The sequence below is a fragment of the Vulcanisaeta sp. JCM 16161 genome (genome assembly GCF_001316285.1).
On sequence record NZ_BBDO01000010.1, the window covers coordinates 1 to 21,078 of the forward strand.

Sequence of the window (21,078 nt, forward strand, 5' to 3'; positions counted from 1 at the left end):
AAAAGGTGAGCCGAGCAAAGTTAGGCCATTCATCATGTTTTAGGTTATGGTAGGTGCGGAGATTATATCAATGGATTTGTTAACAAGTATCGAATTAAATCGATGATGATTATGGAATTAGCATCATCACCTAATGTGGTATGGCATGAAATAAGTGCGAAATTACCTTGCGATTGCCGTAGGGTTATCCGTAATGAGTTTCTTTACATCATCTATGTACTTCCTCACCTTATCGACTTCCTTCTTAAGCATCTCAGGGTCTATTATTCCATCGTAAAAGGTCATCTGGTGTAGGTATCGCTCTCTGGCTCCATACCGATCCCTAAAGCCAAGCCTCTCTACCTCAGGCACCTCATCCTCCAACTTATCAAGGAACTTCCTCCTCTCCCAATGGCTCGCCGGTACAACGTCTAGGTAATAAAGAATTAAGGCATTTGTGGCGCTTACAACGGCATTCCAAAGCTTCTCTGCGGCATCGCGGATCTTAAGTTGGTCATTAAGTCTAATGCCCTCCTCAAGCTCGCTAGAGCCTCTGGTAAGGAAGCTCTCGGCATCCTCAAGGAACATTTTTTACCCTCTCAATCTTACCTACAGCCATGGCTTTACCCATAAGGTCATACGGTAAGTCCTTAATAATTTTATTACGTGTTTAGGCAGTGTAAAAAAATCGATTACTCAAGCCATACTTTCAACATGGCATACAGCATTATCAGTGATTTATTAAGAAAGTGGGATTAGTACCTTTCAATGACGTAGTCGAGCACCGTATCGTATCGTTACATACATTAACGGATTTAAGCCCAAGCTTAGCTCATCCATCGTTTTGGGAAATCCCTCACCCTCTATGAATGATGAATCTACCTCCCAAACCGTGCGGCAATATTGCGCAGCAGTTAAAATCGTGTCTAGCCCTCATTATTGTGGAAATTATCTTAATACTGCTCGAATCACTTTTAAGAATAGCTGGAGTTATAAAAAAATCCCGTGAATTATGGGAACTCGATAAATATGGGTACCAGGTTAGGGTTGTTTATTGGTAGGTCGCGTTTAGTCGCGTTAATAGTCCTCATTATTGGCATAGCATCAATAGCGCTTGCAGTGCTCGCGCAAATACCGGCTCAGCCAAAGCCCTTCATGACATTCAGAGGTCAGGCATATGAGATTGATTACTACAATGCGAGTGGTCTCCCAGCACCCACGTTGGTGATTCACGGCACCATGAATGGCGCGCCAGTTCCGTTCTCCGTGAGCCTCTTCGCAATTACGCCGACAAAGATATACGCTGTGGGTTATTATTACGGCGTTGGCACGGTGAGCATAGGCTTGGCAAGCCCATTGATTATGAACGTTGCCGACACGTGGATTAGCGATTACGGTGGCGCCGTTTGGCCTTCGTTGATAGCATTCATAACCTACGGGGTCAATAACGAGACCTGGACCGTCATAACAGCAATACCGTACAACCCAGCCTGGGTAGTGGAGAAGAGACCGATCGAGATCTCCGTTAACGCCAAATTTGATGAAATGAAGCCTACTCACGTAACGCCGCTAAGTAGCATTGATGCGATGGCAAATACTCAAATGGTTAAGCTAGGTAGGGTTAATGGGAGCAATGATCCATTTGGATTCACGTATATAGGTAGTTGCTCATCGAGTAGTAATGTTGCGTACCCACCAACGCCATCAAGCTCAGATAGTGTCTCTTACGTGTGGGAATTAGAACAATGCAGCGAGTTCGAGGGCGGAGTACCCTTAGTCTTCATTGGTTGGAGCTCCAACGCATTACAGCAAATAAGTTCAATCGATGTTAACAACATTGAGGGGACAGCACAGAGCGGCTCTGGACTCTTCGGTGTACTAAACGAGAGTGGTATAAACGTACCAAATGGGCTAGTGCTCGTAGGACCAACATACGAATTCGGTAATACATATACGATAGAGATGCCTAATAATATCGTTGGAGCGGCCATTAGTTATGGACCACTTAATGAAGAAACATCTACTGTAAGTGGCATGGAAATACTACAATATACCGTACCCAGCGGTGGTTTCTTTTATGTTGGTTTGCCCTCATACGTGGCTTACGTGGCGTTCCAGGAATACGAAGTAGCCCCTGGCTTGGCAATGCCAACGGGCTACTGGGCCAACGGCACCGAGTCGCTGGCTCCACTTGAGTCTGACTTCAATGGGCAGTACCTATATGTCTATCCGTACCTGGATGTCGGTAATGGCTCGATGACCGGGGTGTTCGATGGCGTGGTTTATATGTATAAGAACTACGGTCAATTGCTCATAAACCTACTGGACGCCTATGAGTATAATCAAGGTATTAGCTGGACCCCATGCTCAAACGCACCGCAGCCAGGCATCGGCACGAATTACATTGAGTACACACTATCAAGCATCACGAGCACATACAACCCCAACCCAATCGGTTGGGCATTCATGTTCGGTTCACTACTGGCTGGTGGTTACTTCGGCGATCTACCCGAAATCGTTGATTACGTGATTACGGCTGCCGGTGATGCATTAACCATTGTCAGCGCCTTCGTGAACACGGCACTCTTTAACCAAAACAACTTTGGATTGAGCGCCAATGTATACATATATTATTACCCATCCTCCACCTTCTACGTAACGTTCATAGGAAGCCCACAGGTAACAAGCACCACAGGTTCGCAATCCCTCTATCCAATGGGCATGATGGTAAATGCGAGTGGTTATTACCCATCATGGCTCCTGGGCGCTCGATGTAACTCGTGACCTCTACTGTTTAGAATAAACATAATGCATTATTTAAAATCATTCCTTTCGCATTTTTTTAACACCTTTCCTTATAGTCTTTACGCGATGATTTATTACGGGAGGATTGTCCGTGGTCTAGTTCGTCCTTTTCTCTTTCTATTAAACATTAATTTTTTTTATACTTCCCTGGGGCTTGGTTTTGTAATGGATGGGCAGGAGTTGAGGCAGAGGCGTGGTGCGCCGGGTTATAGGGTTACTAAGTTGCCGTATAGGGTTAGGGTTTACCTGAATAACCAGGTCCTCATACCCGCGAGTCTCGTGAGGGTTCTGGGTATTTCCGGGCTTAAGTACGCGGTCATCACCATTTCCTACAACGGCATACCAATCACTATTAAGGGCGTTAAGTTATTGAGGACTAAGCACACCGACTCTAGGCAGTTCACGATACCCAGGGAGGTTAGGGAGGCCTACGGCATTAGGCCTGGTGATGAGGTTGAGATAATAGACATAAAGCCCTTCAGACTATCCTAACCGCAGAGTGGTCCACTTATCAGTAATTGCCTTATGTATATGGTGGTGTTCACGATGTAGTTGGCGTATGCCGTTATCGTGATGTTCCCGTAGTACTTATTGTAAATCGTGATTGACGCCTCGTTATTGCCTGCGGTTAGGTCTACTGCGTAACCGTTAATTCGTAGGTATGCGAGGGTTGCATTTAATGATTTCAAGTATTCGGGGCCCACCCACGAATATAGTATTGCTATGTAATACTTACCTGGCGGTAATGCCTCACTTACCGTGAACCAAGTCCCCGACGCCTCACTTGGTGTGTGGATTATTTCCCCGTTTATTACTTGTCCATTGATTATGGATGCCATGCTTGGCGTTACATTTAGGGTTAGCGGCTCACATATTATTGGCTTACCTGTGTAGTTTGCCCTTAAGACCAATAATGAATTCCCAATCACCATATAGACCCCGTAGCCCTCCATTAATGCCGTATTCACATACTCATTATATGGCGTACCCCACCAGGTGAACCAGGGGCTATTTGGCTGGGCAATTATGTACTCGGGCCTTAACCATGGGTACCACTGTGTATAGGCGTTTATGTTGTTTGAGAATGGCGGGTATAGGTTATTCTGGACAAGCACTGTGGCATTACCCGGTATTAGGCTGAATGCGTTCCAAATCTCGTAGTCGGTCCTCGTTAATTGGTACTGGAAGTGTATCAGTGGGCTGACACCGAGGAGCACCACCAACGTTGAAATTAGTACCAATGCCATTAACCTCCTCTGCCACTCAATGGGTGTTTTTGATAGGGCCATCAGCGACGCCGTTATTATGAATGGTATTGAGAAGGAGCTGTATTGAAAGAATGGGCTGTAGTAAATGACGTCACTCGTCAGGAAGGATGCCAGCGGCCACGCGAGTGATGGGAGGACTAACGGGTCTAGGAAGGACGTGAATGCGGTGGGTGCGTAAAGCTCCAGGAAGTATAGGAATTTCTCCGTACCATACACCGAGTACAGCCTCGGTATTAATAATGGGTCCTTAATGACTGAGATAAGGATGCCGAAGCTAAATGATGATGCGTATTGCTCGGGCAGTCCCGAGAGCGGCGAGGCTGTTGTTGGGCCGAGTGGGTTAAGTATTGCCTTTGTCCATAGGGCGATTAGTAGGACGGCAATTGATATGGCGATGGTTAAAACACCATGCACTAGTTCACGCCTTCTCCTGAGGTTTACGACCACATAGTAGAGGCCGAGCAATGCTATGGGTATTGGCGCAAACTCGATGGTACCAAGCGTAAGCAATAGCACTGGGTAGTAAATCCTCCACTCCCTCCTTATTAGGAAGTACGTTAAGTACAGGGCCAACGGCATGAAGACGGCTCCATGTGGAAGTCGAAGGAGTTCACGCCCTGAACCAACGGGTTCATTAGGTAAATTATTGCGAAGAAGGCACCCAACCAATCCCTACCTAGGTATCTGCCCAACCAATAAATCGGAAGTGCGCCAAGGGCTATAAGTATTGTTTGCGTCACGAGAAGCGTGATGGGGCTTGGACACACCGCGTATATGGGTAGGAATAGAAATAGCGTTGGCGAGAAGTGGACGTCTAAGAAGCTATAGCCTATTGGCCCCGGCCTCGGTATTATCGCCACATCAACACTCTCATAAAATAATCTATGGTAGTACAGTGTTGATGCCAGCGCCTGGGCGAAGATTCCGAGGTCTGCGGCGTGGGTATGGAAGGTTAGGTACTTCAGTAATGTGTAGTACGAAATCAGCACGATATATACAGCTATACCGAGGTAGACCACCAGGCTACTGGCACTAGGTGGTTTCTTCATTCATCAAAGCCATGGTTAAGGACTTATTAAGTAATTACCTCATGAAATCAAGTATTGAGGGCCCACTACCCCTCTCGTACTTAACCTCCTGGCAATCGATACTTATTGACCTTAACCCATCATTACCAATCTCGAGTATTATTGGCTTCCATATATTCGTGAATGCAGCATTAATGATGTAGGACTTGCCAGACTTAACGCACCTAACCACTGAGTTATGGGCATGCCCATGTATTGCGATCACGTTATTACCAAAGATCGTACCCTCCAAATCCCTAACCCCAAGGCTCGGCCAAATTCTTGGGTCCTCACCCTGAAGCGTCTTAAACGTTGGTGCGTAGTGTATTAGTAGGATTGTTAATTCCCTCGATGAATTTATCGTCCTCTTAAGCCAATCAACCCTACGCCTATACGTATCCGCTATGTGGGGTATGTGCCTCAACTGCCATGTTGTTGGCCTCTCTAGGGATCCTTTCGAACCGATTATTCTGAGTGTTACGTCATTTATTGTTAACTTGATCACCTCATCATCAAGCCATTTAATGATGTCAAGTTCCCTGGCCCTTGGCATGACCTCATCATAATCCTCATTACCCGGTACCGCAATTATCGTATCACTGAGCCTCCTTAATTCATTGATCAATATTTTCAAACCCTCAATCCTCCCCTCCTCCATCAAATCACCCGCTATGAAAACAGCATCAAACCTGCCAAGTCCTTAATCGACTCCCTAAACCTTGGGAAGTACTTCGGCGAGTGAATATCCGCGGTGGCGAGTACCCTAGCAACCATTTAATAGGTGGTAAAGCATATTATTAAATTACTTTTCCAGGTCTATGAACAAATGAAGAGTGGTCTTGAATTACGTAGGTGCGACCCGGATAATGACATGGACATAATAGTAAGTCTCGAAAGGGAAATATTTAAGCCGAGCGAGCAGTACACCCTAGGCTTCATTAATTGGCTATGCAGGAACTGCACAAATTACTCCTACATAGCATTCATGAATGGAAGGCCCGTGGGCTACATAATATCGTGCATAGAGGGCCTTGGCAGGGGTCACGTAATATCAGTGGGGGTCCTAAGGGAGTACAGGAGGATGGGTATTGGCAACGCATTAATGTGCAGGTCAATATGTTCAATGGCTGAGAGGGGCATTGACCACGTGATACTCGAGGTCAGAGTATCAAACACACCAGCCATAACGCTCTATAGGAAGCTTGGCTTTGACGTGCGCGATGTATTAAGGAGTTACTACAATGATGGTGAGGATGCATATCTAATGATTCTTGAGGACAATAAATTTGAAATGCTAATAAGCAAGTGCTGCTCAGTAGCCAAACAGCCTTCTTAAGTACGTCTGCATCCAACGATCCTTCTGTACGGTATAATCCCTCTTTGGTTCAGGGTCCTTACTCGGCTTTGGCGGTTGCTGTGTATAGTCAAAGCCGAATTGAACGCTAACGGTCTCCAACCTACCCTCAACATTACCAACATAAGCCCAACCAACAAATGCATACTGCACAGGCACTCTCTCATTGCTGCCAAGGTCCTCTAGGATCTTATTTGTCGCAAATAATGCACTTTCGAACGCAATCTCCTGGTTCTTTGGATATGGCAACTTCGCCACATCACCAGCGGCGAGTACATCATCGAACTTAGGACTTCTCAGGTCTGTCGGCGACCTAACCTCAACCCAATCAGTGCCTAGGCCGGCATCCCTAATGAATGACGGGGCCCTGTTGGCTCAAGCATTGCCAGTAGGTCGTACCTATACCTCTCGCCGCTCCTTGTCACGACTTCCCTATTGTTCATTTCAATTATTTCCTGATTAGTGATTAATTCAATGCCCGCCTTATCATAAATCGCCTTAACAACGTCAGCTATTACGGGCGGTTGCGTCTTATCATTCGCATCAATGTGTATTATCCTAACCTTATCCCTAACACCTCTGTACTTGAGTATCGTATGAATAAGCAATGCCGTTTCCGTTGGTGCAGGGGCGCATCTATAAGGAGCCTTTGGTGCATATACAACCACAGTGCCCTCATTCATGCTCCACACCCTATTTTTAAGCACATGAACCCTGCCTGGGTCGTAAACGTTCGCGTTCACGTACCAGTACTTATCATAGCCGTTTATTGACGAGCCATCAAAGACCACGCCAGGCGCCAGTACCAGGTAATCATAGCCTAGGCTCCTTACTTTATTGCCGAGTAGGGTTTCGGCGTAATTAACGACCCTATTGCCAGGGTCAATACTAACCACGTCACCTGTAACGACATTAACACCCTTCAACCCAACCTCCTCATAACCCCTGATGATCCTGCCATACTCCTCCTCGTTGGTCAGTAGTAATGGTCTCGTGGGTCCACCCACGTAGTGTCTATCCCTAGTTATCACGGTAACCTCGACTAAGTCCTTAGCTTTCTCAACCAGCGTATTCGCGATTGTTAACCCAGCAATCCCACCACCAACAATGACTACCTTCTTACGGGACGTACTCATTAAGGCATGGTTAAGCCACGTGAATATAAAACAACGCCCTAAGTCAATGGCATTTAGAAGGGAGATGCCAGTTCAGTTAAAATATCACTTCCTCGACCTTGAGACGATCAGTTTATTACCCACAGTATCAATAGTTAGTAAGCCATCGTCAGTCAGCCAGGCAACGTATGAGAGCAGCGCGGAGCGGTTAAGTAGGTAATTATGTGGTGAATCAATGCTTATACCTAGCAACGAGAATATCTTCACAATCAGGTCCTCAAGCGCCACGGAATCATTAATGCTATTGAGGACAAGTTCCCTCAACCTATTTATTGCATTAATATTTTCATTAATTACGTTAATAGCATCCTGAGGCTTCAGTATATCGCCGTGGGCCGGCACGACATATCCATACCTACTCACACACTCAGAGAGCTTCTTAAGGCTTTCAAGCGCGAGACCAGCATTTAAGTGGTATGGCGCTCCATATTTTCGAATAACGTCTAATGGAAAGAACGCATCGGCCGTGAACAATACATTACCGTAGGATATCCCAGCCATGCCCATCGTATGCCCTGGTAGTGGTATTGCTTCAAATCCCACCTCCCTACGTATGTCGTCCAAATCCCTAACCGGCACACCCTCAGCCTCGAGGAGCTTAGTCCTAAGTAACTTGGGTGGGAAGGAGCCGAAGAGGTAGAGTGGCTCAAGCACGGGCCTCTCTATGAAGGGTTTATCCTCTGGTGTTGCGTAGACGGCGGCACCGCTCCTTTTAACGATTAATGCATTACCACCGATGTGGTCTGCGTGGTGGTGCGTATTGATTATGGCCCGAACCCTCAGGTTTAAGGGCTTAATGGCATTGAGTATTCTACGCCCTGAGTCCTCATCAATTCCCGTATCAACTATCACGCACTCATTATTGTCTATGACTAATACACCGGCATTCGTCCTACCAGGTACTACGTATACGTTGTCTGAAAGTTTTTTGTAGCCTCTGTGTCTGCATTAATGATAATACACCGAATGGCTTTTAAGCAATTCAGCGTGCTTATTAATTATGAGCAATTACCGAAGGTTAATTCATAAAATTCATAATTATAAGCTCTATGGTATTTCACGTTTAATGAGGGGTCTTAATATTCTTTTGTTAATTTTCTAATAATTCTTATGCCTATATGGCAGTAATGCGAGCGCTGCCGTTAGGGTTATTAGGGCTGCGGTTGTGAAGGCCCACTGCACGGTCATCGACGTTAAGGGCAATACTAGGAAGGCCCCTGTGAGTTTCCCAGACTCTCCCACAACTGCGCTTGTGGAGAATACCCCAGGTAATGCATCCCTTCTCCACCTGAGTTGTATGAATGTTGTTATGGCTGTACCGAACATGGTCATGAAGAACCAGCGGGTTAAGGCGAGGGCCCAGGCAATTATGGGATTACTTACAACACCCATTAATCCAGTGGCAGTGGCCATAACAATCACGGAGACGATGGCGATTATTAACTCACGCCCTAGTTTCAATAACCTACGGCCAAGGAAGCCGCTGATTACGCCACTTACTGGTGGTGCTGAATATATTAGGGCTAATTCGTAGGCGCTGCCCCTGGACCACATGGCCATGAGTGTTGGGGTTAAGCTATAGCTATGCCCAATAGAAATGAGTTAAGGTAGACCAACCTAGCCTCGGAAAAGATGAGCCTCTCACTCCCCCTATACTCAAACCGTGGGAGCAGCATCGTCAGCAGGTAGAGGGGTATTGCTAGGTAAAGCCAGGTGGGCTTAACGATTAGAGCCATCACAACACCCACCAAGTCACCCAGTGAGCCCACGATAACCCTTTCCGAATTCACACGACCAAGTCTCTCCCTACTAACTAGGCCTGGGAGCACTGAGGATATGTGGATGCTCAACATACCCATGAGTAATGCGGTGATGAATAAGCTTAGGTCAGGAAGGTTAATGAGAAGAAATAAGGACATAAAGGAATAAAGAACCCTGGCAATCCTGACCCTAACCAGTGTGAAGGTTGCGAGGCTTGATAGCGAGTAGGCAATGGTCACCAAGAATAACCTAAACCCACTGGTACCCGAGGTAAATAATGCCCATAAAAACACGTATGTAAACAAAAACCTACCAAGAAACGATAGTAAGTAGATTATAAATATCGTATCGTACCTTTTACCTATCGTTTTATTCATGAAAATCATAATAAAGATTAGGCATAATTAAGTGCTTGGCTGAGGTCGTTAATTATGTCCTCGGGATCCTCAAGGCCCACGCTCAGTCTAAGTAGGTTATCCTTAATGCCTGCCCTGGCCCTATCCTCGGGGCTCCAATGCGCATGTGTTGTGCTCGCTGGATGCGTTATTATGCTCTCTGCACCGCCAAAGCTGACGCTCGGTATTATCATCTTCACGTGTTTATAAACGGCCATCGCCTCCCTCAGGCCACCCCTCACCTCGAAACTTACAATACCACCGCAATTACTGAGTAGTTTCTTAGCTGTTTCGTACGTCTCATGATTATCGAGGCATGGGTAGTAGACCCTCTCGATCTTTGGATGATCCATTAGGAACTCGGCAACCGCCCTGGCGTTTTCCTCGTGGGTCCTCATCCTTATGTGCAGTGTTTTCAATCCCCTATCGACTAGGAATGCCGTGAATGGCTCCATGATTGTGCCGAGGAACCTCCTCCACTCCCAAACACCCTTAATCCTATCATCACCGCCAACTATGAAGCCAGCCACAACATCATTATGCCCACTAAGGTACTTAGTGGCGCTGTGTATTACGAAATCAACACCATGGTCTATTGGGGTTAACCCTATTGGTGTGGCTAGGGTGTTGTCAACAACCACGACAGCGCCAACCTCATGGGAAGCCTTAACTATCTCGGGGATATCATAAACCTGAGAAGTGGGTTCGAGACGGACTCAATAAATACTATATTGACCCCACTCCTTAATGACTTAATTACGTTGTCAGTACCCGGGTCCGTAATCACGGTCCTAACGCCAAACCTACTCAATCTCTCCATGAGACTAGCGTTGAGCCGTAGACGTCGAGGGGCATGAGCACGGTGGAGTCCCTGGAGAGCAATGACATCATTAGTGTGGTTATTGCGGCCATACCGCTGGAGGTTCCTAAAGCATCCGCGCCATGCTCGAGCTCGGCCATCTTGCTCTCCACGGCATGTACCGTCGGGTTATCCTCCCTACTATACTTAAGTGGGACTATGCGTGAAGTGACGGCCTTTGCTCAGGCTCCCTATAGTCGAAGAGTGAGGTTTGGTAAATGGGTTCTATGATGGAGCCAATGCCATCATTAACATGCCTAACGCCACCACGTACACTCTTTGTGCCCTTCCCCACGGGGTTCACGAATTTTGACAGAGGTATTAAGCATTGCGTACCTAATCACTGATTTTTGACCTAATGCTCTCCTCAATCTCACGACTAATTTCATCACCTCTCCTCGCAGTCTCCTCAATCATCCTCATAATCAAGCCCCTGAGACCACCCTCTTCAGCGACCTTAATACCCCTAATAGTTACACCGCCAGGCGTCGTGACCTCCTCAACGACCTCCCACGGTCTCTTAAACCTAAGCAATTCGGCGCTCGTCTCCAGTGTGCCTACGGCTAGTTCCCAGGAAATATCAGTGGGTATGCCGAGCAGAAGCCCAGCCTCCCAAAGGGCCTCAAGTATTAGGGCTATGAAGGCGGGCCCTGAACCACTAATGGCCGTTATCGCATCCATATACCGCTCATTAACAACGACGCACCTGCCCATGGAACCGAATATGCCGCATGCCCTCTTAACATCATCCTCGGAAGCCCTTGATCCAGGCGCGATAGCTGTTACGCCCCTCTCAATAACAATGCCTATGTTAGGCATAGCCCTAACAACCTTGGAAGGCACTAACCCCTCAATAATGCCCGTGGTGACCCCAGCAACCACAGAGATGAGTAGTTGATCGCTATTGAGAACACCGCGTATCGGCATTAAGGCATCGAGAACCTGGTAAGGCTTAACGGCAAGTATTACGACATCAGCATCCTTAACAACCTCCGCGTTATTCGTGGAGACAAAGACACCGGGCAATTCACGCCCAACCCTATTAATACTCTCGACTCTCCTAACACTACCACTTATACTTGAAGGATCAACACCAGACTTTATTAGGGACTTGGCTATGGCGGTCCCTATTTTACCAAGCCCAATTATTGCATACCTGGCAATAAAACCACCCAATAGACTAAGCCGCAACACTTATTTATAAGCATTGCGTTAGCTATAGATAATATGGATTGATCAGCCCGGTGATCCATGTCATTACATCCAACGGCTAGGATCTCATCACTAAAACCTTAAAACCAATTCCCCTTTAAACAATTAATGGTGATGAGGTTCAAGGGCTACGAGGGATGAAGATAAACGGCGGAGTACTGACCATTAAATATTAAATAATGCACGTTAACTTAATGCGCCATGAACCAAGTGACAATTACGGCATTACTAATGCTGGGGCTAATTACTGCATTATTAATTTACGAAATGCCATTCACGTATGGCAATGTCCATGTGACAACGATGGAGTTGGGTAATGACCCATTAATAATCGCCGTATCAGACCTACACCTAGAATCAAACAGGAGGAATCTGGGCTGTATTGGTAATTATTTAAGGAGCTTGGGTAAGGATTGCATCTACCTGGTCATTAATGGGGACTTGTTTGACAGGGCGCACGGACAAGCATTGAGTCAGTACCATATTCATGAATTAATACACCGCCTAAACTTAACAGGCATTAATGGGTTGAGGGAGGTTATATACGTGATGGCTATGTACGATCATGATCCGGGGATCAACCACGGTGAGGTTAGGTACATCATTGATGGTGTTGGCGTTAGGGTGATTCGTGGTGTAATGAAGATAATCATAGGCGGTAAGACCTTCTGGTTCTTGCATGGTGATTACGTTGTTAGGAATGGGTTGATAGCATCGCTTATGAATAAACTACTTAATGGTTCATACGACAGGTTAGTTAGGTTCGTAGTGAGGGCTGGGAGGGATGACTGGGTCGTGATTGGACATACGCATGTACCCAATATAAATAATGGACTACGCATAGCTAACACGGGTTCATGGATAGACAGGTTCATAAATGCCACAGACACCGCGGTGATGATTAATGGGTCAGGTGGTGCGGAACTAATCAATATCAAGTGCGGTTCCTAGTAGTATCCGTGGCCTAGTGAAACCATAGATTTAAATTTAAGGATTATGATGTTTAACCCGTAGTGTCGCTGGCTGAGGAGATTAAGAGGGTTTTGTTGGAGAACCCAAATATTTTAGTTGAGGTTCTCGTTTCTAGACCTGAGATTATTTACCAAGTCCTCGCCAAATTAACACCATGGCAGAACCTAGCCACGAAGCACGACATCGAGGAGCTGAGGAAGTACGCAGATGGCAAATTCGAAGAAATAAGGAAGGAGGTGCAGGGAATAAAAAAAACGTAATGGCTACGAAGGAGGAGGTTGATGATATAAGAAGTAGAATGGCAACTAAGGAGGAGGTCCAGGATATAAGAAATAGAATGACTACAAAGGAAGAGGTTGAGGAGTTAAGACGTGAGGTTGAGGATATAAGGAATAGAATGGCGACTAAGGAGGAAGTTCAGGAATTAAGGAAGGAGATACAGATGATTAAGGACACGATGGCTACGAAAAAGGATGTTGAGGAGCTGAAGAAGTATGTTGATAGTCAGATTAAGTTCCTGTCCATCAAACTTGATGCCCTTGGTGCCGTTGGGGCGTAGTTAATGAAGACGCCTTTAGGGATGGCGTGAGGGAGATCCTTAGGGATGCAGGTTATACAGTCGAGAAGTGGCTTTATTACGACGCGGACGGCTACGTCTATGGATACCCAAGCGAAATAGAGCTTGATGTAATCGTTAAGGATAATATCACCATGATTGTGGAAATATCATCAGCAATAAGGAGGAGTGACTTAATCATTATTAAGCGTAAGGCCGAGCTCTACATGAGGGTCACGGGCAAGGCGGTTGATAGGGTATTGGTAATAACGCCGTACATAGGCGATAGGAACCCTGACTACGTAAGGGTTATGGCTGAGAGGATGGGGATAAAGGTAATAACGCCCGAGGGCGCGGCAGGGCAGTAATCATGGGTGCTTAACCTCAGTGGTTAGTAATGCAGCACCAATCATTATCCAGGCAATGAGCAGTAGTATCAGCCCAATGACTATTGGCGTTAGTGCAGCACCTATTACGTAGAGTAAACCGCCAATTCTAACGTAATTACTGCCCGTATATGCATGGGTCTTCTTGGTAATGCGGTACATGAATACTGACGAGGCAATCAATGGTATGGACGCGAAAATACTCACGACCATTATGAGCTCCATGAACTGTAGAAACTCCGTAAACGGAGTATATACAAACCCAGACACGCCATTACGCCCATAATACACGCCAGGCATGCCGATGGCGTGGGTCATAATCATAACGAGCATGGAGAAGGCAGGGTTATGAATGAAGAAGAGTAGGAAAAGACCGGTGATGAACACGGCAAAGGCCACAATGGTTAGTATGAACCAAGTAATCGCGTCATTCCTCAATGTATTGTCACGGAGGTTATTGGCGATCTCGATAATCCCCACTAGGAATATGACCATACCAACAACACCTAACACACCATAGCCAAGGAAACCAACACCAGCAAGTATCGCACCAACTCCAGCCAAAACCCTAGCACTACCCAGGTCCATAATTAATGGTGATGTAGCGAACCATTTATTTAAGTAATGCGTTGAATGCAGTGTAAGATTGAAATACATGAAGTACTAAGTAAATTAATATATGATAATTAATAATTAGTTTAATTAAGGATGCGCGCAGTCCCATTATATGTAATTGAAATAAAGCCTTGGGTGAGTGGGTGCGGGCGCGCGCATTGGGCTATGGCATAAGTACTATATGTATAATTATTGATTAATTAAATAGTTTATTTATTAATTAAATACTCGATGACCTGAACCGTAATTTCCACGGGATATATAGACCGCAGCCAGATACAGTGATTTAGGCACTATTGGCTTGCTTACACTGTGTTAGGTCTATGAATTCCTCCTTAACTAGTTCCCGATATATGGTTGCCATGTCACTTAGAAATTTACAAATGAATTCCTTGGCATCATTATCGTTTCTAAATACGCTGAATACGCCCTCCCTGTCAGGCCCATTATACTGGTACCTATGCAATTCAAGGGACGCCAGGGTTAGGTATGGTATCATGGGATTGAGGGCGCTAAGTATCTTTGATACTTCAAACATCCTAGTCGTTGGCATGAAGGCAACAATATACAGCGCCTCATTAATCCTTTCCCTCAATCCCCTAACCTTAACCCTACGCCTATACACCTTGCTCAATTCATTAATTTCGCCTGTGGATATTGCCGCGAGGAATGATTTCCATGCCTGAAACGCCTTACCAGCGGCGTTTCTAACCAATCCCTCTCTAAGCATGTTAATCGCTATCTCAGCCTCGTACCTAGCCTCAAGGAGTCTCGTCCTCCTATAACCATTAATGTCAAACCAGGGCTTTGGAAGCTCCATGGCTAGGCATTAATTAACTTCATGAACTAATAAACTCTATGCAATGCCAGCAATAGCTAGCACCAGTTATAGTGTCTGGTCACTCAATCCGCATTTATAACCAGGTCCGTAGAAGCCATGAATAATGCATTATAGAGTCCTGGGTAGTACTGGCATTAAGGTTTCGGAGATTAGCTTCGGCGCTTGGGTTATTGGTACGAGCATGTATGGGGCGCATGACCGCGACCATGACATGGCCCTGATAAGGAGGGCTTTGGACCTCGGTATTAATACGTTCGATACCGCGGACATGTATGGCGATGGGCTTAGTGAGAAAATACTTGGTGAGGTCCTCAGGGGTTATGACGTTAATATATTCACTAAGGTTGGTTATGAGATTGGTAAATTGGTCGATGGTAAGCATGTCCAGAACTTCAGCGTTAATTACATTGTTAATGCTGTCAGGGAATCCTTCAATAGGCTGGGTAGGAAAATAACACTCCTTCAACTCCACAACCCACCAATCAATGTAATTAGGGACAAGGAATTACACAAAGCCTTACTAAAGCTTGTGGAGGATGGGTACGTCGAGCACGTAGGCGTCGCCCTCGGCCCAGAGACAAACATACTCAATGAAGGCTTAGCAGCCATTGATGAGGGTTATGAGTCAATAATGTTCGTATTCAACATTCTGGAGCAGGAGCCTGGCAGGTCATTGATAAGGCGTGGTGTTGATAGGTCAGTCGGCTTGATAACCAGGGTTCCGCATGCATCAAACGTACTAACGAGTAGGCAGGACATAAACTTCGGACCAAATGACCACAGAAACTTGAGGGATAGGGACTGGTTAATTAAGGCACTTGATTTCACGAATACGAGGATTAAGCCCATAGCCCAGTCCCTGGGCATGGACCTGGAGACCCTAGCCATTAAGTACGTGCTTTCCTACCCAATTAGCACGGTAACGATTACAGCAACAAGCATTGAGGAATTAACGAAGTACGTGGACGCCGCCGACGGCAATTATCTAAATGATGACACTGTAAGGGCCCTAGAAAGCCTTTACGCGGAATTCACGAAATCACTCAATGAGTGAGTATCAAGAACCCAAGTTCTTCATCATTCGCCATCAGTCATGGCGGTCATCTTCACACGGTATATAACCACCGCAGCATTTATATCCATTTCTAGCTAATGCCGTGAATCATCACGCGCCACGGCATCAACAAACTCCTTAAAACTAATGGCGCTACTCGTTGATTTAAGTATTTGTTTATCTTCAGTTACCAATGTCATCTCCATACTCTCCGCGGCATATACATAACTTGCATCGTAAAACGTCAATCCTCTACTTAACGATAATCTCAACACCTCAGCGAGTGGTGGGTCAGCGAGCATGTTAATCTGCTTAAGTATTTCCTGGACTATTTCGGCGGTTCTGTGGGGGTCCTTAATACGTTTGAGCACGTGCGCCTCCTTCCACAGTACATTACCTATTTCATATATTGTTAAATGTAGTATATAGATGTCCTTGATCACCGCCTTCCTAGTGATGATATCACCTCGTTGAAGTAGTAAAAATAGGCTGATGCGTCGAATAAGTACTTACCTCGCATCCCTATCCTCCCTTATCAACCTAACAACCTCCTCCCCACTAATGCCACCAAGTAATTCCTTAAGTTCATTCGCCATCTCCCTAAGTCTCTCCATTTCCCTCTCCTCAATTGCCTCCTCAAGCGCCCTCTCGACAACCTCCCTAATATTTATGCCCAGCTGCTCGGCCCTCTCCTTCAATTCCCTCCTAACCCTAACGGTAAGGATTACGGTAGAACCCACATATGTAATACTGAATAACATAATATAAATTTTTCGTAATATTAAATCACGTAATACAAATTCATTACCATCACTCCTCCTCAGAACCACAGACCTCATCAATAACCTCGTTGATACTGCCAACAGCCTCGAGACTAATTACCTCGGGCTTATCACCATTAAGCAGGGCGTATGCCATGCCATCATTACTCAGTAGTATGTATGTGCAGGACTTGATGAGAATGTAATCACCAAGCTCGACATAACCCATTGTATAGAGGACCTTCCTATAATTATCCTCAACAAACCTAATAAGCTTCATGAAGGACTCCACATCACCATCCTCAACACCAATCAACAAATCCTCAATCGAACCCTCCACAGATTAGGGAACTTCTAAACGAAATAAAAAAACTCACTCCCACAATCGATCACTACTTAAATACTTAAGTTATGATTTACAAAAGGAGGGAAGAAGCCATGAGGTTAAGTCATGCATTGAGCTTTATTTTGCAAGTCTATAAATCACCACGCTTTATTACGATGGTCTTCCTAATATTAATCCTGGTCTTTACGAATTACGTATTAGCCGATGTTGGTTATGTATGTAAGCCCGGTCCCATGATTGCAGAGGGCGTGTTATGGACGCCAATTATATTACTCAACTCCCCATATGCAGGATATGCAGGTGCAAAATCCCTTGCTTATACGGCCACCTATATATTCAATTCAGGACCCACCACCCTAATAAGTGAAGTTTTCTCACAAGTACCCGCAGCAATTTATGCAAGTATGGTTCGGCAGTCGGCCTCTTTAGGCTTGATGTATGGGCTATTTATAGTACAAGAATGGTAGCAGTACCCCATGGCGCCTATCAACCGTGCACCCAGCCATACATGGCTCGAGACTTAGGCCCTGTATTGGTGAATGGCACACCCTACTACAAGGTCATAGCGATACTACTGTCTGGAACAGTCTCAGACCAGGATGAACCACGCCAGGTATATGCAATGATCCTAAACGGAACAGGTTATTACTCAATGATCTTCAATAATGGTTTTAACAATAATAATATCGTAGATATAAGAGATATGTGCGGTGCCTTACCGCCACCTAGTTATTACACGGTGAGCTACTACGTCAGCTCAAGGATATTACTAGTCACCAATGTTACAGTCTCAATAAATGGCTACGTAAGTAACGGCTACGTAATAATACAAACAATGGGTACAAATACTCTAAACTACACATTAACGCCAGGCCATAAATACGTAATATCAAGAGCAGGCAATCAGGGACCAGCATACGCCTTTGAGGCATTACCCTGTACCGGTTAACTCTCCTATAATTTAATTGCCATTATGCGCGAATCATCGACGAGACTAATAATGAATTAAAGGTCCACCTAAGCCGTGATTTGCATGGTTCACGTTCATCATTAATGCCAGGGTTAAGTTAAAAATAATGGCGCACTAAACCTTACTTGATCGATGGATTCCTCGAGGTTCATAGAGCTTGTGCTGGACCTGCACAATAAGTACGGTAATGCGCTGGGCATTAGCGATGTCTATGCCTACAGCGCCCTGGGCAGGGTTATTAAGGCAGTGGGCACAGTAATAATATCTCCAAACTCACCAATGCTCCTTACCAAGACCCCAAGGACAATACCAATGTACTTACTAAGCAATGGCTCAGTCCTAGCATTGGCTGATCTACCGGTAAGTGTGGAGACTTTTAGGGGTTGCGTGGGCGAGAGGGTTGAGGTTACGAACGACCTATATAAACCGCCGAGTACGTTGGTGGCCATTAACGTGACCAAGTGCAGAATGCCATATATAGGGTTGTTAAGGATGTTGGTAGGAAGTACGGCATTAACCTAGAGGTTTGGCTTACAAGCGAGTTGGGGATTGAGGGTGTTAAGGTTGTTTATAGGGGCGGTATTAAGGATTTAAGGCACTTGGTTAGGCTCGTTATTTTAATGACGGCCCTAACGAACGTGAGAGGTAATGGTGATGTTGATTCTGTGTTTAAATTAATAGGTGATTTAATGAGGAGGTACTGAGTCACCAAACCTCCTTCTCCTTGAGAATTTCCTCCACATTAACTATTGTTGAGCCGTCTGGACCATAGAGTGGGCTCAGGCTGGTGGCGCCTTTAGGTAGTTGGGCATTTGCTCGAGAATCCTCTCCTCATATGTCGGTACGTACTCATTCTGGTAGAATATACCAATTGGTATCTTGTCACCCCACTCCATACCCCTAAGGAAGGCCTGCGTGAGCTTCTTCGTAACCTCCTCCTCACTTGGGCTCCTAACCACAGGGTCCCAACCAGGTTCGTTCTCAAGCTTGTAAATCCTAGCCTCATACCACTCCTTGGTGTTCACGTCATTATACGTTGGGCATGGCTGCAGTATATCGATGAAAGCAGAGCTTATGCCTAATGGCCTCCCTGATTAGGTATGCGAGGTGCTTAACATCGTAGGCGTAGCCCCTGGCCACGAACGTGAACCCCACGGAAAGGGCCAAAACCACCGGGTTAATCGCATCATAAATGTTCGGCCTAGCAAGGGCCTTGGTCTTAACGCCCCTCCTGAGGGTTGGGCTCGCCTGACCCTTTGTTAAGCCGTAGACGCCATTATCGAACATGAGGACCGTGAAGTCCACATTACGCCTACCAGCGTGAACAAGGTGCTCAGCGCCGATGCCCATCAAGTCGCCATCACCACCAATAACAATAACCTCGAGGTTCGGATTAGCCAACTTAATACCAGTTGCATACGGTATGGGCCTACCATGAAGTGTATGAGCACCATTGGCATTGACGTAGTGAATCGTCTTGGCAGAACAACCGATGCCAGAAACCAAGAAGACATTATGTGGGTCGAGATTCAAATCAGCCAAAGCCTGATAAAGGGCCTGTAAAATTCCATAATCACCACACCCAGGGCACCAATCAGGCCTCCTCCTCTTCTCGACATAATCCATTGGCGTTCTCTTAACGGTTATCTTGACAGTGTTAGACACGATACAAATGTCAAATGAGCCGGTTTATAAAGCTTTCGTAAGAATCACGGAATTTAAGTAAAGCCATACCACCGAGAACACGGCCAATTAGCCTAACCGTAACCTTCACCTACGTCATCATAAATCATGGGCAATACCGAAAAAGTATTTAGATTAATGCCCCGGGTTAATCCCGTGGGCTTTTTCTACGGAGTATTCACTAGGGATTTAGACGTGGCGCCGTTGATTAGGGCATTACCCGTAATACCCATGGATAGCGAAAACATGCACATAACCATTGCATACATTGGCGATAAGAGACCAAGCCAAGAGGTTGACGATAGGGTTGGGGTAAGCTTAAACTCGATACCATGCTTCCGGGTTAAACTCGGGCAATTAATGCTGCTGCCAAGCGCTCTCAAGCCCAGGTACTGGCCGTGGAGGTAATTAATAATGAGCAATTGAGTAGGCTTAGGTCGGTCATAATTAGCATACTGAGGGATTCAAGCGTCCCAATGAGCGATAAGTACTCAGGTGAGTTTAAGCCGCACATAACAATAGCTTACATAAAGACAAAGAAAATAGACCCCCAGGAAATACTTGAGACGGCCTATGAAATAGGAATTGAAAGTAAACTTCAGGCAAATCATTGCTGATAGACAATGTATCCTTAATACTGGCTAGGGAAAATAATTATAGGGAAATCTCAAGGCATGAATTACAGTGCCCATCCCAATACTGAATCATGAAAGCCTAATCACAGGGTCGGCATTGCGAAACCCCACAACCCTAACCACAAGACGCGTATTGGCCAGCGGACCCAATAAGTAACGGCAGTCCCTGAAGGGACAAACACTGGACTTATGCCTCCTCAATTTATTATCACCATAACTCTCAGTCCTAATGAGTAATAAGTCCCCATCACGCGTGTAAATCACCCTGTATGGGTAGTGAACAAGGACACCTTTTACCGAGTCCCTAATAACTAATTCCACGTAGTCGGCCATGGATAAATCAACAAATAACGAAGCATCTTTACCCTTAATCTCATCCACGCG

The 21,078-nt window shown here is 45.7% G+C and carries 28 protein-coding genes and 3 pseudogenes; 13 read left to right on the forward strand and 18 right to left on the reverse strand.

The window, feature by feature from the left end; all coding sequences use genetic code 11:
• Positions 1-162: 162 nt before the first annotated feature.
• Complete coding sequence (locus JCM16161_RS18710; protein ID WP_243671552.1) at positions 163-567, reverse strand: PaREP1 family protein; 405 nt, start codon at positions 565-567, stop codon at positions 163-165.
• A gap of 441 nt (positions 568-1,008) precedes the next feature.
• Here JCM16161_RS18710 and JCM16161_RS11775 point away from each other — a divergent pair, with 441 nt between their 5' ends.
• The gene (locus JCM16161_RS11775) at positions 1,009-2,763 is read left to right on the forward strand and encodes a hypothetical protein (RefSeq protein ID WP_243671553.1); all 1,755 of its coding nucleotides are present in this window, start codon (positions 1,009-1,011) and stop codon (positions 2,761-2,763) included.
• 186 nt (positions 2,764-2,949) lie between these two features.
• Complete coding sequence (locus JCM16161_RS11780) at positions 2,950-3,276, forward strand: AbrB/MazE/SpoVT family DNA-binding domain-containing protein (RefSeq protein WP_054855957.1); 327 nt, start codon at positions 2,950-2,952, stop codon at positions 3,274-3,276.
• Here the strand turns inward: JCM16161_RS11780 and JCM16161_RS11785 are convergent.
• From JCM16161_RS11785 to JCM16161_RS11790, 3 genes are read right to left on the reverse strand one after another with little or no spacing between them, the layout of a single operon-like run.
• Positions 3,273-4,631, reverse strand: coding sequence for a DUF2079 domain-containing protein (locus JCM16161_RS11785; RefSeq protein ID WP_243671554.1), 1,359 nt, complete (start codon positions 4,629-4,631; stop codon positions 3,273-3,275). The two genes, JCM16161_RS11780 and JCM16161_RS11785, sit on opposite strands and share 4 nt — an antisense overlap.
• Positions 4,610-5,101 (reverse strand): DUF2079 domain-containing protein, encoded by a 492-nt coding sequence (locus JCM16161_RS18715; RefSeq protein WP_243671555.1) that lies wholly within the window; start codon positions 5,099-5,101, stop codon positions 4,610-4,612. Before JCM16161_RS18715 ends, JCM16161_RS11785 begins: the two co-directional genes overlap by 22 nt.
• Before the next feature lie 34 nt (positions 5,102-5,135).
• Complete coding sequence (locus tag JCM16161_RS11790) at positions 5,136-5,777, reverse strand: metallophosphoesterase (protein ID WP_243671556.1); 642 nt, start codon at positions 5,775-5,777, stop codon at positions 5,136-5,138.
• Positions 5,778-5,945: 168 nt separating this feature from the next.
• Here JCM16161_RS11790 and rimI point away from each other — a divergent pair, with 168 nt between their 5' ends.
• Entirely contained in the window at positions 5,946-6,455 is a 510-nt protein-coding gene (gene rimI / locus JCM16161_RS11795; RefSeq protein ID WP_054855958.1) for a ribosomal protein S18-alanine N-acetyltransferase, read from the forward strand.
• Here rimI and JCM16161_RS11800 read toward each other — a convergent pair.
• From JCM16161_RS11800 to proC, 7 genes and pseudogenes are all read right to left on the reverse strand, one after another.
• Positions 6,432-7,609 (reverse strand): annotated as a pseudogene (locus tag JCM16161_RS11800) (NAD(P)/FAD-dependent oxidoreductase). The gene rimI and the pseudogene JCM16161_RS11800 overlap by 24 nt on opposite strands.
• A gap of 84 nt (positions 7,610-7,693) precedes the next feature.
• Positions 7,694-8,500: an MBL fold metallo-hydrolase gene (locus JCM16161_RS11805; RefSeq protein ID WP_054855959.1), complete on the reverse strand. Its 807-nt coding sequence runs from the start codon at positions 8,498-8,500 to the stop codon at positions 7,694-7,696.
• Between the two features lie 246 nt (positions 8,501-8,746).
• Positions 8,747-9,208 (reverse strand): hypothetical protein, encoded by a 462-nt coding sequence (locus JCM16161_RS11810; RefSeq protein ID WP_054855960.1) that lies wholly within the window; start codon positions 9,206-9,208, stop codon positions 8,747-8,749.
• 11 nt (positions 9,209-9,219) lie between these two features.
• A complete protein-coding gene (locus JCM16161_RS11815) occupies positions 9,220-9,786 on the reverse strand; it encodes a hypothetical protein (RefSeq protein WP_054855961.1) in 567 nt (188 codons plus the stop codon).
• Positions 9,787-9,803: 17 nt separating this feature from the next.
• A pseudogene (locus JCM16161_RS11820) lies at positions 9,804-10,764 on the reverse strand (PLP-dependent transferase).
• A gap of 56 nt (positions 10,765-10,820) precedes the next feature.
• Positions 10,821-10,958, reverse strand: coding sequence for a hypothetical protein (locus JCM16161_RS18720; RefSeq protein ID WP_243671557.1), 138 nt, complete (start codon positions 10,956-10,958; stop codon positions 10,821-10,823).
• A gap of 41 nt (positions 10,959-10,999) precedes the next feature.
• Complete coding sequence (proC, locus tag JCM16161_RS11825) at positions 11,000-11,839, reverse strand: pyrroline-5-carboxylate reductase (RefSeq protein WP_243671558.1); 840 nt, start codon at positions 11,837-11,839, stop codon at positions 11,000-11,002.
• A gap of 237 nt (positions 11,840-12,076) precedes the next feature.
• Here proC and JCM16161_RS11830 point away from each other — a divergent pair, with 237 nt between their 5' ends.
• The 4 genes from JCM16161_RS11830 (at position 12,077) to JCM16161_RS18735 (ending at position 13,771) form a co-directional block, all read left to right on the forward strand.
• On the forward strand, positions 12,077-12,826 hold the full coding sequence (locus JCM16161_RS11830; protein ID WP_054855963.1) for a hypothetical protein: 750 nt from the start codon (positions 12,077-12,079) through the stop codon (positions 12,824-12,826).
• A 62-nt stretch (positions 12,827-12,888) separates the two neighbouring features.
• Positions 12,889-13,107 (forward strand): hypothetical protein, encoded by a 219-nt coding sequence (locus JCM16161_RS18725; RefSeq protein ID WP_243671559.1) that lies wholly within the window; start codon positions 12,889-12,891, stop codon positions 13,105-13,107.
• A complete protein-coding gene (locus tag JCM16161_RS18730) occupies positions 13,107-13,406 on the forward strand; it encodes a hypothetical protein (protein WP_243671560.1) in 300 nt (99 codons plus the stop codon). The genes JCM16161_RS18725 and JCM16161_RS18730 overlap by 1 nt, the downstream gene beginning before the upstream one ends.
• A 26-nt stretch (positions 13,407-13,432) precedes the next feature.
• Positions 13,433-13,771 (forward strand): DUF3782 domain-containing protein, encoded by a 339-nt coding sequence (locus tag JCM16161_RS18735; RefSeq protein WP_243671561.1) that lies wholly within the window; start codon positions 13,433-13,435, stop codon positions 13,769-13,771.
• On the opposite strand, the gene JCM16161_RS11840 is transcribed toward JCM16161_RS18735, so the two are convergent.
• Positions 13,772-14,377 carry a DUF996 domain-containing protein gene (locus JCM16161_RS11840; RefSeq protein WP_054856043.1) on the reverse strand — a complete coding sequence of 202 codons (606 nt, stop codon included), beginning with the start codon at positions 14,375-14,377 and terminating at the stop codon, positions 13,772-13,774. It lies immediately after the preceding gene.
• Between the two features lie 313 nt (positions 14,378-14,690).
• On the reverse strand, positions 14,691-15,224 hold the full coding sequence (locus tag JCM16161_RS11845) for a PaREP1 family protein (protein ID WP_054855964.1): 534 nt from the start codon (positions 15,222-15,224) through the stop codon (positions 14,691-14,693).
• Positions 15,225-15,348: 124 nt separating this feature from the next.
• Here JCM16161_RS11845 and JCM16161_RS11850 point away from each other — a divergent pair, with 124 nt between their 5' ends.
• A complete protein-coding gene (locus JCM16161_RS11850; RefSeq protein WP_054855965.1) occupies positions 15,349-16,299 on the forward strand; it encodes an aldo/keto reductase in 951 nt (316 codons plus the stop codon).
• Positions 16,300-16,394: 95 nt separating this feature from the next.
• Here the strand turns inward: JCM16161_RS11850 and JCM16161_RS11855 are convergent, their stop codons facing one another.
• The 3 genes from JCM16161_RS11855 to JCM16161_RS11865 form a co-directional block, all read right to left on the reverse strand.
• Positions 16,395-16,742: a type II toxin-antitoxin system VapC family toxin gene (locus JCM16161_RS11855; protein ID WP_054855966.1), complete on the reverse strand. Its 348-nt coding sequence runs from the start codon at positions 16,740-16,742 to the stop codon at positions 16,395-16,397.
• Between the two features lie 66 nt (positions 16,743-16,808).
• Positions 16,809-17,039, reverse strand: a complete 231-nt coding sequence (locus JCM16161_RS11860; RefSeq protein ID WP_243671562.1) for a DUF4145 domain-containing protein — start codon at positions 17,037-17,039, stop codon at positions 16,809-16,811.
• 70 nt (positions 17,040-17,109) lie between these two features.
• A complete protein-coding gene (locus JCM16161_RS11865; protein ID WP_054855967.1) occupies positions 17,110-17,400 on the reverse strand; it encodes a hypothetical protein in 291 nt (96 codons plus the stop codon).
• A gap of 541 nt (positions 17,401-17,941) precedes the next feature.
• Between JCM16161_RS11865 and JCM16161_RS11875 the strand changes: the two genes are divergently transcribed.
• The 3 genes from JCM16161_RS11875 to JCM16161_RS11885 all read left to right on the forward strand — a co-directional run bounded on the left by JCM16161_RS11875 (position 17,942) and on the right by JCM16161_RS11885 (position 19,080).
• Positions 17,942-18,355: a hypothetical protein gene (locus JCM16161_RS11875; protein WP_243671563.1), complete on the forward strand. Its 414-nt coding sequence runs from the start codon at positions 17,942-17,944 to the stop codon at positions 18,353-18,355.
• Positions 18,356-18,508: 153 nt separating this feature from the next.
• Positions 18,509-18,898, forward strand: a complete 390-nt coding sequence (locus tag JCM16161_RS11880) for a hypothetical protein (RefSeq protein WP_054855970.1) — start codon at positions 18,509-18,511, stop codon at positions 18,896-18,898.
• Positions 18,838-19,080 (forward strand): hypothetical protein, encoded by a 243-nt coding sequence (locus tag JCM16161_RS11885; protein ID WP_054855971.1) that lies wholly within the window; start codon positions 18,838-18,840, stop codon positions 19,078-19,080. The genes JCM16161_RS11880 and JCM16161_RS11885 overlap by 61 nt, the downstream gene beginning before the upstream one ends.
• A gap of 1 nt (position 19,081) precedes the next feature.
• On the opposite strand, the pseudogene JCM16161_RS11890 reads toward JCM16161_RS11885, so the two are convergent.
• A pseudogene (locus tag JCM16161_RS11890) lies at positions 19,082-20,002 on the reverse strand (2-oxoacid:ferredoxin oxidoreductase subunit beta).
• A 213-nt stretch (positions 20,003-20,215) separates the two neighbouring features.
• Here JCM16161_RS11890 and JCM16161_RS11895 point away from each other — a divergent pair.
• Positions 20,216-20,467, forward strand: a complete 252-nt coding sequence (locus tag JCM16161_RS11895; protein ID WP_054855972.1) for a hypothetical protein — start codon at positions 20,216-20,218, stop codon at positions 20,465-20,467.
• Positions 20,458-20,676 carry a hypothetical protein gene (locus tag JCM16161_RS11900; protein WP_054855973.1) on the forward strand — a complete coding sequence of 73 codons (219 nt, stop codon included), beginning with the start codon at positions 20,458-20,460 and terminating at the stop codon, positions 20,674-20,676. The genes JCM16161_RS11895 and JCM16161_RS11900 overlap by 10 nt, the downstream gene beginning before the upstream one ends.
• Before the next feature lie 87 nt (positions 20,677-20,763).
• On the opposite strand, the gene JCM16161_RS11905 is transcribed toward JCM16161_RS11900, so the two are convergent.
• Entirely contained in the window at positions 20,764-21,075 is a 312-nt protein-coding gene (locus JCM16161_RS11905; protein ID WP_243671564.1) for a hypothetical protein, read from the reverse strand.
• Positions 21,076-21,078 lie beyond the last annotated feature (3 nt).

Excerpts from the sequence above, each read along its gene's own strand:
- JCM16161_RS18710 (WP_243671552.1), bottom strand. The coding sequence starts at position 567 with ATGTTCCTTGAGGATGCCGAGAGCTTCCTTACCAGAGGCTCTAGCGAG.
- JCM16161_RS11775 (WP_243671553.1), top strand. The coding sequence starts at position 1,009 with ATGGGTACCAGGTTAGGGTTGTTTATTGGTAGGTCGCGTTTAGTCGCG.
- JCM16161_RS11780 (WP_054855957.1), top strand. The coding sequence starts at position 2,950 with ATGGATGGGCAGGAGTTGAGGCAGAGGCGTGGTGCGCCGGGTTATAGG.
- JCM16161_RS11785 (WP_243671554.1), bottom strand. The coding sequence starts at position 4,631 with ATGCCGTTGGCCCTGTACTTAACGTACTTCCTAATAAGGAGGGAGTGG.
- JCM16161_RS18715 (WP_243671555.1), bottom strand. The coding sequence starts at position 5,101 with ATGAAGAAACCACCTAGTGCCAGTAGCCTGGTGGTCTACCTCGGTATA.
- JCM16161_RS11790 (WP_243671556.1), bottom strand. The coding sequence starts at position 5,777 with ATGGAGGAGGGGAGGATTGAGGGTTTGAAAATATTGATCAATGAATTA.
- rimI (WP_054855958.1), top strand. The coding sequence starts at position 5,946 with ATGAAGAGTGGTCTTGAATTACGTAGGTGCGACCCGGATAATGACATG.
- JCM16161_RS11810 (WP_054855960.1), bottom strand. The coding sequence starts at position 9,208 with ATGGCCATGTGGTCCAGGGGCAGCGCCTACGAATTAGCCCTAATATAT.
- JCM16161_RS11815 (WP_054855961.1), bottom strand. The coding sequence starts at position 9,786 with ATGAATAAAACGATAGGTAAAAGGTACGATACGATATTTATAATCTAC.
- JCM16161_RS11830 (WP_054855963.1), top strand. The coding sequence starts at position 12,077 with ATGAACCAAGTGACAATTACGGCATTACTAATGCTGGGGCTAATTACT.
- JCM16161_RS18730 (WP_243671560.1), top strand. The coding sequence starts at position 13,107 with ATGGCTACGAAGGAGGAGGTTGATGATATAAGAAGTAGAATGGCAACT.
- JCM16161_RS11840 (WP_054856043.1), bottom strand. The coding sequence starts at position 14,377 with ATGGACCTGGGTAGTGCTAGGGTTTTGGCTGGAGTTGGTGCGATACTT.
- JCM16161_RS11845 (WP_054855964.1), bottom strand. The coding sequence starts at position 15,224 with ATGGAGCTTCCAAAGCCCTGGTTTGACATTAATGGTTATAGGAGGACG.
- JCM16161_RS11850 (WP_054855965.1), top strand. The coding sequence starts at position 15,349 with ATGCATTATAGAGTCCTGGGTAGTACTGGCATTAAGGTTTCGGAGATT.
- JCM16161_RS11880 (WP_054855970.1), top strand. The coding sequence starts at position 18,509 with ATGGATTCCTCGAGGTTCATAGAGCTTGTGCTGGACCTGCACAATAAG.